Genomic DNA, 13,145 nt, shown 5'->3' on the forward strand with positions numbered 1-13,145 from the left:
CTCCTCACCAGATCACCGGGAGCCGCTCCGGCACCCGCTTGACGAACCACTTCCGCCAGTTCAGCGTCTCGCTCGGAACGGCGAGCCGGACTCCCGGCAGCCGCTCCAGCAGCGCGGTCAGCCCGACCTCGGCGTGCACGCGAGCGAGCGCCGATGCGGGGCAGAAGTGCCGCCCGCTGCCGAAGGCGAGGTGCGGATTCGGGTTCCGGTCCAGGTCGATCCGCTCCGGGTCCGGGAACACCGACGGGTCGTGGTTGGCTCCTTCCACCAGGAGCAGCACCAGTTCGCCCTCGCGGATCAGGACGTCACCGAGCTGCACGTCCGCAACGGCCACCCGGGGCAGGCCGTCGCCGATGGACAGCGTCCAGCGCAGCAGTTCCTCGACCGCTCGCGGCATCCGGGAGGGATCCGCGCGCAGTTCCTCGATCAGCTCCGGGCGCTGCAGCAGCAGGAGGGTCGCGTGCAGCAGGAACGCGGTGGTGCTGACCGCACCTCCCGCGAACAGCCCCGCGACCATCGTCGCCAGCTGCTCCTCGGTCAGCCCGTTGGTGCCGCGCAGCTCCGCGAACCGGCCCAGCAACCCGGATGACGGTCCGGACCGCAGCACTTCGAGGACGTAGCGGTGGTCCTTGTTCCAGGCCGCCAGCGCACCTTCGTACGGGACCGGACTGGTCACGAACCCCATGTCCACGCTTCCCGCCCACTGCCGCCAGTCCTCCTCGGGCAGGCCGAGCAGATCGCAGAACATCAGCATCGAGTACGGCTCGGCGTACCTGTGGTTCAGATCCGCCGGCGGCCCCTCCCGGACCACGTCGTCGAGCAACTGCTCGGCGCGCTCCCGCAGGCGCGCCGTGGTCCTCACCGTGGGCCGGAGCGCCTTCATGACCGCAGCCCGCAGCCCGGCGTTGTCGACGCTGCCCATGTTGCTGACGACCTCCGGCGGGATCGTCAGCGCGTACTGGCGGGGCACCCCGGGCGACGCGGTCCTGCCCTGGCTGAACCGCTCGTCGTCCATCACCTGTTTGCACAGCTCGTAGCTGGACACGAGCCAGGCCGGGTCGCCGGTCATCGTCCGCACTCGCGCGACGGGCTCGCGCTCGCGCAGGTGCGCGCACTCGGGCGGCACCACGTCACCTCGCCGGGAGAACGGGAAGTCCAGTTCGGTCCGGGATACCGTCATGACCTGAGATTCCTTTCCACGGTGGTTCTCTCGATGCGCCGGCCGGGCGGCTCGGCGAGCAGGCAGCCCATTCCCATCCGGATATGCTCTGGAACGGATCGTCCGGAGATCTTTCCGCCCGGAATTCCCTCCACAAGTTCGCGCGCCTCCCGCAGCCCGCCCTCGCCCCCGATGCGCATTCGAACCATTCCGCGGGGATCGGGGTGAACGGGAGAAGAGCGAGATCCGGAAAGCGCGCCGACCAGGAAAAGGGGAACCGGACGAATCCGATTCCCCAACCCCCGACGGGTTCGCCGCCGATCTTCTTCCGCGCCTTCTCGCGCTTTCCCCCCGCGCGATCGGGGTCGCGGCCGACGCCGACCGCGACGAAGCAGCTGCCGGCCGCGAACGAGATCCAGGCGGCTCGCGCCGAAGCGGCCGCTACCCGGGCCGCACCCGACGCGGGCGTGCGCACCGAGCTGCCGGTTCGCCCGCGCCTATCGGCCGGCGGAATTACTCCGAATTCGTTCTGAATGGCCGAGAAAGCGGAGTCGACCACGATATTCCCCTCTATTCCCGGACACCGGTGAGTCGACCGGCACAACGAGGGTGTCAGAGCCGCGAGCGACCCGCACGGCGAAGTGATCGGAATATCTGAATGGGTCAGAACCGCCCGAGTGGGGGTCACCGGAAATTTGACGGACACCGGGCAGGGCGAAATTGTTATCAGCATTCGGCGGCAGTTCGATCGAACTCCTAACATCACGCCGGGCGGATCACGCTGCTCAGCAGGACAAGAGGAGGATTCAGATGAATGACGTTCGGTACATCGAGCACCCGCCGGACTCGAAGGCCCTGGCCGATTACGCGGACCGGCTGGCCCCGGGCTACGAGGCGATGGTCGGCGACGTGCCCGACCAGATCCGCGCGGGGCAGCGGCTGGTCGACCAGCTCCCAGCCGGATCCCGGGTGCTCGACATCGGCTCGGGCACCGGCAGGCCCACGGCCGAGCAGCTCGTCGCGGCAGGCATGGACGTGGTCGGCATCGACATCTCGAGCGGCATGCTCGACATCGCCCGGAAGCAGCTCCCGGCCGCGGAGTTCCGGAAGCTCGACGTGCTCGACCTCGACGAAGCCGACCTCGGTCAGTTCGACGCCGCGATCGCGTTCTTCAGCCTCCTGGCGCTGCCCGCCGACTACCTGCGCGAAGCGCTGCGGAAGGTCCACCGGCGACTGGTCCCAGGCGGACGCCTGGTGCTCGGCATGAACGAGCACCACGACAACAACCTGGTGGAGCGCTTCGGCAGGAAGTACACCCCGACGGTCTGCACGTTCGGGACGCTCGACCGCGACGCGCGCGCCGCCGGCTTCACGGTCGACTCGATCGTGCGCGAGCAGGTCGAGCCGCTGCCGCACCTGTTCCTGCACGCCCACCGCTGAACCGCGGACCCCGCGGTTCGGCTCCGCTGTCAGCACGGTGGAGGCGGTTCACAGCGAGGTCGGGACGGTCGGGTGGCGTTCGAAGATGATGGTGCTCCGGACGATCACCTCCTTGTACAGCGCCGCCTTCCGGCCGGTGAGGACCGCTTCGCGCGGGGTGTCGTCGGCGTGGACGAACTGGACCAGCGCGTCCTTGCGGCCGAGGCTGATGCACTGGTTCAGGTAGCGGAAGCGCAGTGGGCGCGGCCGGCGACCGGACAGGCGGTCGGCGAGCGCGCGGACCGCGTGCTGGGCCGAGGGAAGGCCAGTCGCGCAGGCCATGCGGAGCTCCTGCCCGCTGCGCATGCGGCCCGCCGCCGCATCGCCGATCGCCGTCACCTCCGGGTGCGAGATCGAGCGGAACTCCTCGTCCACGATCACCCGGCCGTTGCCGTCGACCGCGAAACCCGCGCGCCCGGCCAGATCCGGCACCCGGAACCCGACCGTCCACACCACGGTGTCGGCAGCGACGTGCGCGCCGTCGGCCAGCACCAGGCCGTCCGGGCGCACCTCGCAAACGCCGGCGTTCTCGCGGAGTTCGACGCCCAGGCGGGAGAAGGTGCGTCGCAGGTGCTTCCTGCCTCGCTCGGACAGTCCGGCACCGAGCTCTCCCCGGTCGACCAACCGCACCTTCAGCGCCGGGTTCGCCTCGGCCAGCTCCGCCGCGGCCTCGATCCCGGTCAGCCCGCCGCCGACCACGGCGACGACCTCGCTCTGGGCCAACCGCCGCTTCAGACGCAGGGCGTCGTCGTTGTCGGCGAGGCTGAAGGCGTGCTCGGCCGCGCCGGGCACCGAGGTCAGGTCCGCCGCGCTGCCCACCGCGTAGATCAGGTGGTCGTAGCCCACCTCCCGGGCGGAGTTCGCCAACCGCAGGGTGCGCGCCTCGGCGTCGATGCCGGTGACCCGGTCCACGACGAGTTCCACCCCGGTGCCCTTGAGCAGCTCGGTCAGCGGGAGGTCGCGCAGCCGCTGGCCCGCGGCCAGCTGGTGCAGGCGAACGCGTTCCACGAAGCGGTCCGCCGCGTTGATCAGCGTCACCCGGGCGTCGGTCCACCGCGTTGCCAGCTTGGCGGCGGCCAGCCCGGTGTAGCCCGCTCCGACGACCACGATCCGTCGAGTCATCGCCCCGTCCTCTCCACTGAGTGCGTTGTCGGTTGTTGACCGGGCCGACTCCGCGAAATGTGACAACATGTGTCGCACGTCACCAACCGAGCCGGGGTGGGAGCGGTGGCCGAGGAGCGGCTGGCGAAGTACCGGGAGATGCGGGACTTCACCCGCACCGCCGAGCCGCGCGGTGCCGAGGACTCCGCGGGCTCCGGCGACCGCTTCGTGGTGCAGCGGCACCGGGCCCGGCGGCGCCACTACGACCTGCGGCTGGAGCTGGACGGAGTGCTGGTCAGCTGGGCGGTGCCCAAGGGGCCGACGCTGGATCCGTCGGTGCGCCGGATGGCGGTGCACGTCGAGGACCACCCGCTGGAGTACGCCGACTTCGAGGGCACCATCCCGGCCGGCGAGTACGGCGGCGGGGACGTCATCGTCTGGGACCGCGGCACCTGGACGCCCGGCGAGGACGACCCGCTGGCCGCGATCGAGGCCGGGACCCTGCACTTCGACCTGCACGGCGAGAAGCTGGTGGGCCGGTTCGTGCTGGTGCGGCGCGGCGAGACGCAGTGGCTGCTGCTGCACAAGAAGGACGAGCACGCCGAGCCCGGCTGGGATCCCGAGGACCACCCGCGGTCGGTGAAGAGCGGGCGCACCAACGAGGAGGTCGCCGCGGCTCCGGAAGCGGTGTGGCGCAGCGATCTGCCGCCCGACCGCGCCGAGATCCGCCTGCAACGCTGGGAGCCGCCCAGCGAGGCCGAGATCGCCGCGCTGGACGAGCTCGGCGCCAAGGGCCGCTGGCGGGTCGACGGCCGGGATCTCGCACTGACCAACCTGGACAAGGTGCTCTTCCCGGGCCTCGACGGCGAAGCGCCGGTGACCAAGCGGGACCTGATCCGGTACCACGCGCTGATCGCGCCGGTCATGCTGCCCTACCTGGACGGTCGGCCGCTGAACTCGCACCGCTTCCCCGACGGGGTCGAGAAACCCGGCTTCTGGCACAAGGAAGTGCCCGGCCACGCACCCGACTGGTTGCAGCGCTGGCGCTATCCCGACGCCGATCCCGACGACACCCAGTGGTACCTGGTCCCGGACAGCGTCGCCGCGCTGGCCTGGCTGGCCAACTACGCGGCCCTGGAGCTGCACGCGTGGACCTCGCGCGCCGCCGATGTGCAGCACCCGACGTGGGCGCTGTTCGACATCGATCCGGGCAGCCGGACCACCTTCGAGGAGGTGCTGGTGCTGGCCCGGCTGCACCGCACCGCGATGGAGCACCTCGGTGTGGTGGCGCGGCCGAAGGTGACCGGGCAGCGCGGCATCCAGATCTGGGTGCCGGTGGAACCGCGCTACACCTACGCCGAGACCCGCGCCTGGGTGGAGCAGGTGTCGCGGGCGGTCGGCAACGCGGTGCCCGACCTGGTCAGCTGGGCGTGGACGAAGGCCGAGCGCCGCGGCCGGGCCCGCCTGGACTACACGCAGAACGTCATCAACAAGACGCTGGTCGCCCCCTACAGCGCCCGCCCGCGCCCGGGCGCCCCGGTGTCGGTCCCGCTGGAGTGGGAGGAGCTCGACGACCCGGAGCTGACCCCGGACCGCTGGACCATCCGCACCGTGCTGGACCGGGTGGCGGCAGCGGGCGATCCCTTCGCCCCGCTGCTCGAAGTCCAGCAGCAGCTGCCACCGGTCTGACCGGGCTCAGCGGCCGGCCACCGCCTCCAGCGCTGCTGGTTCGGGCAGCGTGCGGGCGAGCAGCCAGGCCAGCACCGGGAACACCAGCAGCACGGCCAGCGCGGTCTGCAGGCCGGTGTGCTCGGCGAGCAGGCCGATCACCGGTGATGCGATCCCGCCGACGCTCACCGCCAGCCCGAGCGTCACGCCGCTGGCGGTGCCGACGCGGTTGGGCAGGTAGTCCTGCCCGAGCGTGACGTGCAGCGAGAAGGGCACGTAGAGCAGCACGGCCACGAGTCCGATGCAGACGTGCACCAGCGCACCCGGCGCGTAGACCACCCCGGCCAGCGCGGGAATCGTTGCCGCATAAGCGATCCGCAGCGTCCGGATGCGACCCCAGGTCGCGGCGAGCCTGCCGCCCAGCAGGGTGCCGACCGCTCCACCGGCGAAGAGCACGAACAAGGCCACCGCACCGGTGAGCTCGCCGCCGCCCACCCGCTGCTGGGCCCACAACGCGACGAACGCGCTCAGTCCGATGTAGACGACGGAGCGGAGGATGATGACGGCGGTCAGGCGCAGGAACACGGGCCAGTCGTCGACGCCCCGCCGGGTCGCCGCGGCCGTCCTGGCGCCGGTCGCGGCGGTGATCGAGCGCAGCGCGATCACCGTCACCAGCGCGCCCAGCAGCGCGGGGACGATCAGCCACGGGGAGGCCGCCAGCCCGCCCGCGGACAGGATCGGCGCGACGACGAGCGGGGCCAGCGCGAAACCGATGTTGCCGCCGAGGGAGAACCAGCTCATCGCCAGGTGGCTGCCACCGGAGGCAGCGCGCGCCAACCGGGCCGCCTCCGGGTGGTAGGCCGCCACGCCCAGCCCGGAGAGCGCGACCGCGAGCCAAGCCAGCACGTAGGAATCGCCCACGCCGCACAGAGCCACGCCGAGCCCGGCCGTCGTCATGCTCACCGGGAGCAGCCACGGCATCCGCACCCGGTCGGTGAGCACGCCGAACACCGGTTGCACGATCGACGACAGCAGCGTGGCGGCGAGCACGATCCCGGACACCGCGACGTAGTCGTAGTGCCGTTCGAGCACGAGGAACGGGATGACCGCGGGCACCGCGCCCTGGTAGACGTCCACACCTGCGTGGCCGACCGCGAGCAGCCCCACGGGCCGGTTCGACTTCTGCATCACCGGGCGATCTTCGAACGCGCAGGCGCTGTCTCGCTTCCGATAAACTGCCATCTCATGTCGAAAATCCGCCACACCCCGCGAGCGCCCACCGCACTGCGCCACCTGCCCGCCGGTTCCGAGGTCGACGCGCACCGGCACGACGACCACCAGATCGTCTACGCCGGGCGGGGCGTGCTCTCGGTGACCACCGGGGCGGGCACCTGGATCGCGCCGGGCACCCGGGCGCTGTGGATCCCGGCCGGGATCGTGCACGAGCACCGCGCGTACGGCGAAACCGATCTGCACACCGTCGGTGTGCCCACCAGCGAGAACCCGCTGCGGCTGGACTCCCCCGCCGTGCTGGCGGTCGGCCCGCTGCTGCGCGAGCTGATCCTGTCCTGCACGCGCGACGAGTTCGCCGACGACGCCGAGCGGCGGCGCCTGCACGCCGTGCTGCTCGACCAGCTGCGGCGCTCCTCGCAGCAGCCGATCCGGCTGCCCAGCCCGCGGGACCCGCGGTTGGTCGCGGTCTGCGCGCTGCTCGACGAGGACCCGGCCGATCAGCGGACCCTGACCTCGCTCGGCGCGCAGGTCGGGGCGAGCGAACGCACGCTGAGCAGGCTGTTCCGGTCCGAGATGCGGATGAGCTTCCCGCAGTGGCGCACCCAGCTGCGGCTCTGCCACGCGCTGCGCCTGCTGGCCGAGGGCGAGGCGGTCACCTCGGTGGCCCACCGGACCGGCTGGTCGTCGGCCAGCGCGTTCATCGAGGTGTTCCGCCGGACCTTCGGGCACACGCCCGGAAAGCAACCCGCCGGGCATCACCCCGAAGAGTGATCAAGCTGGCGGTGCGGAGCAGCGGCCGGTTGGCTGATGATCATGCGAATCCGAACCCGCGCGGCGCTTCTCGGCGCCGCCGCCGCATTGCTGCTGGTGCCCTCCGCCTTTCCCGCCACCGCCCAGCAGAGCGACGCGCGGCTGCTCGGCAGCTACGTCGTGCCGCACGACCTCCAGGTCGGCGGCACCCCGGTCGGCGGCCTGTCGTCGATCGACTACGACCGCCGCAGCGGCGACTTCGTCTTCGTCAGCGACGACTGGTCCGACTACGCACCCGCCCGCTACTACCGCGCGGAGATCTCGGTGACCGAGCGCGGCATCGACGACGTGGACTTCACCGAGGTGCACCAGTTCCGCCGCCCGGACGGACGCACCTACCCGACGATCGACACCTGGCGCGACGAGCAGCACTCGGTGCCCAGGGCCGCGCGCAACGTGCTGGGCACGGTGGATCCGGAGGAACTGCGCGTCGACCCGCTCACCGGCGCCGTCGCCTGGACCAACGAGGGCCAGCGCAACGTCGCGCCGGACGGCTCGGCCCGCGGCGCGGTGCTGCTCGACCCGGCGCTGCGGGTCTCCACCCGCGACGGCCGGTACGTCCGCGACCTGCCGACGGCGCCCAACGAGAAGATGACCACCGGCGGATCCGGGCCGCGGGTCAACGAGACCTTCGAAGGCCTGGCCTACACCAGCGACGGCAGCAGGCTGCTCTCCGCGCTGGAGGGACCGCTGGAGCAGGACGGGCCGTCGGCCAACGCCGACCACGGCGCTTTCAGCCGCATCACGGTCCACGACCGGGCGGGGCGGCCGATCGCCCAGCACGCCTACCCGGTGGAGCCGCTATTCGCCGCACCGCAACCGCCGAACGACTGGAACACCAACGGAATCTCCTCGCTGCTGGCCGGCGACGCCCCGGACCGGTTCCTCGCGCTGGAGCGCGGATACGCCACCGGAGTGGGCACCAAGGGGCGCATCTACGAGTTCAGCACCGCCGGAGCCGATGACGTGCTGAACCGGGATTCGCTGGCAGGCGGCGGTTTCCGGCCGGTGCGCAAGGAACTGGTCGCCGATCTGGACGAGATCGGCCTGCCGCACACCGACAACGTCGAGGGGCTCAGCTGGGGGCCGCGGCTGCCCTCCGGCGAACGGGTGCTGCTCGTGGTCAGCGACAACAACTTCTCGCCGCACCAGCAGACCCAGCTGATCGCCATCGCGATCCGCTGACCGGACGGGAAGGGCGCGGCTCCGCGGAGGGGCCGCGCCCTTCGCGCGTGCGGGAAAAACGGCAAGCTCCTTGGGAAAAACGCGTTCCGATTCGAGTAACGGTCAATCCTTGACCCCAACCAAATCACCGACTTATGGTCCAGACCACGGTTCGCCGGTTAAGCGCCGGTGAACCGCGGTCGTCGGAGTGCCCCTCTCCCCTTCCTCGGCCAAGTTCCGACAGCGCCGCTACCAGGACGTCCGGTGTCCTCGAACGCGGTCTCCCCACAAGGAGCTGAGATGAACAAGAAGCCGAAGCTCGCCGCCGCGATCGTCGGTGCGGCGATCGCACCCTTCCTGGTGGCGATCCCGACCAGCACCGCCAGCGCGCACGGATACATCGACTCCCCGCCGAGCCGCCAGGCGCAGTGCGCCAAGGGCACCGTGCCGTGCGGGCCGATCAAGTACGAGCCGCAGAGCGTCGAGGGTCCGAAGGGCCTGACCAGCTGCAGCGGCGGCAACCAGGCGTTCGGCGAGCTGGACGACGACAGCAAGGGCTGGACGGCGACCCCGGTCGGCAACTCGGTGAACTTCAACTGGACGATCACCGCGCGCCACGCCACCAGCACCTGGGAGTACTTCATCGGCGGCAACCGCGTCGCGGTCTTCGACGACGGCGGCAAGCAGCCGCCGTCGCAGTTCTCGCACACCGTCGACCTCGGCGGCGTCAGCGGCAAGCAGAAGCTGCTGGCGGTGTGGAACGTCGCCGACACGGCCAACGCCTTCTACGCCTGCGTCGACCTCAACGTCGGCGCCAAGTAAGACCACTTCCGGTGAAGGGCGGGCCCGCACTCCGATTCCGGAGGCGGGCCCGCCGCTCGTCAGCACCTGCCGGGTGCGCCGAACCGGGCGTCCACTCTGGACGCCGCGAGCGCCACCGGGCTTTCCGGGGCGGGCAGCCCGAGTTCGCCGAGCAGGCCGGAGTCCGCGCAGAACAGCGGTTCGGCGCGGTGCAGGGCCCACGGTTCGTGGTCGACCGGCGTGTGCAGCGAAACCCCGTGCCAGGTGGAGAACATCCGCCACCGCGCCGTGCCGAACCGGTCGGCCTCCCCCGCCGCGATCCGCGGCCCGCGGCGGACGCGCAGTTCCAGCCCCACCTCACCGCGTCGCACCCGGTAGCCGGTTTCGCTGCCGCTGCGCTCGAACTCCACCCGCCCGTTGCGGTACGGCAGTCCGGCCACCGCCCGGGCCGTCCGCACGAAGGCCCGGTTCGAGGCCTCCATGCTCAGGAACACCAGCCCGCGGCGACCGCGCTCGTCGACGGCGTAGGTCCGCACGTTGACCTCGTTGAAGTCGCGCAGGGCGCGCGGTGCCGGCACGCCCAGCACCGAGGTCACGGTCATCCGCAGGCCGATCAGGCCGATCCAGCCGGTTCCGGCGAGCAGATCCGGCCGGGTGCCGCGCGGCAGCATCGGCTGGAGCAGCGCCGGATCGCACGGCCAGTGGGCGAACACGACGTCACGCCAGATCTGAGCGGACAGCGACCAGCGGACGCGTCCCGGAGCGGCGAGCGACAGCGTCTCGCTCATCCGCTCACCCGCAGCAGCGCCGCGTAGAGCGTGAGACCAGGACCGAAAGCCATTGCCACCACGTTGCCCCCACCGCGCAGCTCACCGTCGAGCAGCTTCCGCAGCACCAGCAGCAGCGTCGCCGACGAGCAGTTCCCGTGCTCTGCCAGGACTTCCCGCGATGCCCGCAGCGCCGTCGCGGGAAGTCCCAGGGTCTCCTCCACCGTGTCGAGGATGCGCGGGCCTCCGGGGTGCACGGCCCAGCCCGCGACATCGGCCAAGCCCAGCCCGTTGCGGTCCAGCAGGTCGCCGATCACCGCGCCGAGGTGGCGGGCCAGCACGTCGGGAACCTGCGGTGACAGGCCCATCCGGAAGCCGAGGTCGGTGATGTCCCAGGTCATCTGGTCCAGGCCGCTGGTGTCGGTGAAGGCCGCGACGTCGAGCACCGCCAGACCGGTCGCGCGCGGGTGCACGACCACCGCCACCGCCGCGTCGCCGAACAACGCGTGCGAGACGATCTGCTGCGGATCGGCAGTGGGCGGCTGGATGTGCAGCGAGGTCAGCTCCAGGCACAGCAGGACGGCGGGCCGGTCGCGCGCGGTGGCGAAGTCCACGACGCCGCCCAGCGCGGGCAGGGCCGCGTAGCAGCCCATGTGCCCGACGAACAGCCGCCGCAGATCGGGGCGCATGCCCAGCGATCCGGCGAGCTTGATGTCCAGGCCCGGGGTGCCGTAGCCGGTGCAGGAGGCGACGGTGAGCAGGCCGACGTCCTCCGCTGCCAGGCCCGCCTCGGCCAGCGCGGCGAGCACCGCGCGGTGACCCAGCGGCGGTGCCAGTTCGTCGAAGCGGCGCATCCGGGCCGCGGTGGTCCATCCGGAGAGGTCTTCCTCCAGCGGGTTCGCCGCGGTGTGCCTGCGGTGCACGCCGACCGCCGAGAACAGCCTGCGGGCCAGGGCGCTGCCGCCGAAGTGCTCGGCGAAGAAGCCGTCCCACAGCTCGCCCTGCCCGGCGGAGTCCGGCAGCGCCGAGCCGAAGCCGACGATCGCCGGGGTCACCAGCGCGGTGCTTCGGTGTCGTGGTCGGGGTCGCCGCCGAGCGCGGCGACCCCGAGCCAGTCGGCGCAGACGTCGGAGGTCGCCGGTTGCAGCGCGCCGCACCGGGCGTCGCGGTAGATGCGCTCCAGCGGGTGGCCGCGCCGGGTGGCCGAGGTGCCCGCCGCTTCCAGCACCGAGGAGGCCACCTGCGCCGCGGTGTCCCCGGCGACCAGCTTCGCGCGCCACACCCAGCGGTTCGTCTCCGGTTCACCGGCCTGCTGCGCGACACGCCGCGCGGCCTCCTGCACGACGGCTTCGGCCGCCGCCACCGCGGCATCGGCGCGGCCCATCCGGTTGCGCACCGCGGGCAGCTCGTGCAGCCCGCGCTCGCGCAGGTGCGCGCTGCCCGCGCGCAACGCCGAGCGGGCCACTCCGACGTAGACCGCGGCGTAGGAGGCCACCAGCCACTGCGGCATCACCTGCGCGATCAGCAACGTCAGGCCTTCGATCCCGCCGAGCAGCGCATCCGGGCCCACGGCGACGTCGAAGTGCACGTCGTGGCTCCCGGTGGCGCGCATGCCCAGCGAATCCCACGTCGGTTCGACCTGGACGCCCTCACCTGCCGGGACCAGGAAGTAGGACACCTTCGGCTCGCGGTTCCCGACGTCCTTGGCGGTGACCAGGTAGGCATCGGCGTGCCCGGCGCCGGAGACGAACGCCTTGCGGCCGGTGATGCGGAACCCGCGGCCGTCGCGCCGGTAACCGGTGGTGGTGCGCGACAGCCGCGATCCGCCGCCGCGCTCGCTCATCGCCACCGCGTACAGCGCTCCTTCGGCAGCGCCGGACAGCAGCCGGTCGCGCGCGTCGAAGCAGCTCTCCGGCGCACCCATCTGCAGGAGCAGCTCCTCCGGTGCGTGCGCCAGGGCACCGGTGACCGAGGCGTGCATGTTGAAGATCAGCGCCGTGGCACCGGCACCGGTGGCCAGTTCGGCAGCCACAGCGGTGTAATCGGCGAACGACGCACCGGAGCCGCCCAGTTCCTCGGGAACCATCAGACCGAGCAGGCCCCGATCGCGCAGATCCGCGAAGTCCTCGGCGGGGAAGGCACCCGCGGTGTCGTAGTGCTCGGCGCGCGCGGCGATGCGCGGAACCAGGTCCCGCACCACCTCCTGCGCGGACGTGGCTGTCAACGGCACCGGCGCTCACCCCTTCTTCCACCCGATGGCCTGGAACAGCACGGCGGTGGTGCGCACCGGAACCATGCGGACCGAGCTGCGCCGCTGGGCCGACCACGCCACCAGGTCCCGCAGCGACGGCCGCAGTCCCCGCAGCGCCAGGTCGACGCCGTGCTGGGCCGCCTCGGCCACCAGCACGCCGCGGTCGACCAGCAGCGCGGGATCGTGCACCCCGCGCGGTGCGATGCGCGGCAGCCGTTCGGCGAGACCGATGGCCACCACCCGGCACAGCGCGGTGGCCGCCAGCGTGTCCAGCACCAGCAGCCCGCCGGGCCGGAGGATCCGGCACGCTTCGGCGACGGCGGCGCGCAGGTCCACCACGTGCTCGAAGATCTCGCCCGCCACCACGCAATCCGCGAACTCCGCCGGCAGCGGCACTGCCTGCACGTCACCGGCCACCGGTTGCACGCCGTGCTCGGCGGCCTGCCGCAACGCGCTCGGCGAGCGGTCGACGCCGATGTGCTGGTAGCCCTTGTCCGCCACGTGCGGTGCGAGCAGGCCCGCGCCGCAGCCCAGGTCGACCAGCACCGCGTCCGGTCGCGGTGCTGCGGGCACGAGCGCTGCGCGAGCAGCGGCGAGCCAGTGCAGCATCGCGAAAGCGCCTCTCGGCTGCCACCACTGGTCCGCGCAGGTCTCGTAGAGCTGCGGATCGTTGCGCAGCGCGGTCCGCGTCCCGCCGCGTGCCATGCGCTCC

Annotated in this window: 12 protein-coding genes; 5 read left to right on the forward strand and 7 right to left on the reverse strand. The window is 72.0% G+C overall.

Annotated elements, in window-relative coordinates; translation table 11 throughout:
• Positions 1-4 precede the first annotated feature (4 nt).
• Positions 5-1,180, reverse strand: a complete 1,176-nt coding sequence (locus C4T78_RS07320; RefSeq protein ID WP_093356519.1) for a cytochrome P450 — start codon at positions 1,178-1,180, stop codon at positions 5-7.
• 789 nt (positions 1,181-1,969) lie between these two features.
• Between C4T78_RS07320 and C4T78_RS07325 the strand changes: the two genes are divergently transcribed.
• Complete coding sequence (locus C4T78_RS07325; RefSeq protein ID WP_093356517.1) at positions 1,970-2,599, forward strand: class I SAM-dependent methyltransferase; 630 nt, start codon at positions 1,970-1,972, stop codon at positions 2,597-2,599.
• Positions 2,600-2,647: 48 nt separating this feature from the next.
• Here C4T78_RS07325 and C4T78_RS07330 read toward each other — a convergent pair whose 3' ends face one another.
• The gene (locus C4T78_RS07330) at positions 2,648-3,829 is read right to left on the reverse strand and encodes an NAD(P)/FAD-dependent oxidoreductase (RefSeq protein WP_107916138.1); all 1,182 of its coding nucleotides are present in this window, start codon (positions 3,827-3,829) and stop codon (positions 2,648-2,650) included.
• Between C4T78_RS07330 and ligD the strand changes: the two genes are divergently transcribed.
• On the forward strand, positions 3,830-5,428 hold the full coding sequence (ligD, locus tag C4T78_RS07335; protein ID WP_258958328.1) for a non-homologous end-joining DNA ligase: 1,599 nt from the start codon (positions 3,830-3,832) through the stop codon (positions 5,426-5,428). It begins immediately after the preceding gene.
• Between the two features lie 6 nt (positions 5,429-5,434).
• On the opposite strand, the gene C4T78_RS07340 is transcribed toward ligD, so the two are convergent.
• The gene (locus C4T78_RS07340; protein WP_093356617.1) at positions 5,435-6,595 is read right to left on the reverse strand and encodes an MFS transporter; all 1,161 of its coding nucleotides are present in this window, start codon (positions 6,593-6,595) and stop codon (positions 5,435-5,437) included.
• Positions 6,596-6,652: 57 nt separating this feature from the next.
• On the opposite strand from C4T78_RS07340, the gene C4T78_RS07345 reads away from it, so the two are divergent.
• The 3 genes from C4T78_RS07345 (at position 6,653) to C4T78_RS07355 (ending at position 9,436) form a co-directional block, all read left to right on the forward strand.
• Complete coding sequence (locus C4T78_RS07345; RefSeq protein ID WP_093356515.1) at positions 6,653-7,411, forward strand: AraC family transcriptional regulator; 759 nt, start codon at positions 6,653-6,655, stop codon at positions 7,409-7,411.
• 42 nt (positions 7,412-7,453) lie between these two features.
• Positions 7,454-8,635, forward strand: coding sequence for an esterase-like activity of phytase family protein (locus tag C4T78_RS07350; RefSeq protein WP_235863740.1), 1,182 nt, complete (start codon positions 7,454-7,456; stop codon positions 8,633-8,635).
• 279 nt (positions 8,636-8,914) lie between these two features.
• Complete coding sequence (locus C4T78_RS07355; protein WP_093356512.1) at positions 8,915-9,436, forward strand: lytic polysaccharide monooxygenase auxiliary activity family 9 protein; 522 nt, start codon at positions 8,915-8,917, stop codon at positions 9,434-9,436.
• 59 nt (positions 9,437-9,495) lie between these two features.
• Here C4T78_RS07355 and C4T78_RS07360 read toward each other — a convergent pair whose 3' ends face one another.
• From C4T78_RS07360 to C4T78_RS07375, 4 genes are read right to left on the reverse strand one after another with little or no spacing between them, the layout of a single operon-like run.
• Entirely contained in the window at positions 9,496-10,203 is a 708-nt protein-coding gene (locus tag C4T78_RS07360) for a YqjF family protein (protein ID WP_093356511.1), read from the reverse strand.
• Positions 10,200-11,240, reverse strand: a complete 1,041-nt coding sequence (locus C4T78_RS07365; protein ID WP_177247729.1) for a type III polyketide synthase — start codon at positions 11,238-11,240, stop codon at positions 10,200-10,202. The genes C4T78_RS07360 and C4T78_RS07365 overlap by 4 nt, the downstream gene beginning before the upstream one ends.
• Positions 11,234-12,412 carry an acyl-CoA dehydrogenase family protein gene (locus C4T78_RS07370; RefSeq protein ID WP_235863739.1) on the reverse strand — a complete coding sequence of 393 codons (1,179 nt, stop codon included), beginning with the start codon at positions 12,410-12,412 and terminating at the stop codon, positions 11,234-11,236. Before C4T78_RS07370 ends, C4T78_RS07365 begins: the two co-directional genes overlap by 7 nt.
• Before the next feature lie 6 nt (positions 12,413-12,418).
• Positions 12,419-13,138 (reverse strand): methyltransferase domain-containing protein, encoded by a 720-nt coding sequence (locus C4T78_RS07375; RefSeq protein ID WP_093356613.1) that lies wholly within the window; start codon positions 13,136-13,138, stop codon positions 12,419-12,421.
• Positions 13,139-13,145: the final 7 nt, after the last annotated feature.

Origin of the sequence: Saccharopolyspora kobensis (assembly GCF_900108315.1) — a bacterium.
Lineage (GTDB): Bacteria > Actinomycetota > Actinomycetes > Mycobacteriales > Pseudonocardiaceae > Saccharopolyspora > Saccharopolyspora kobensis.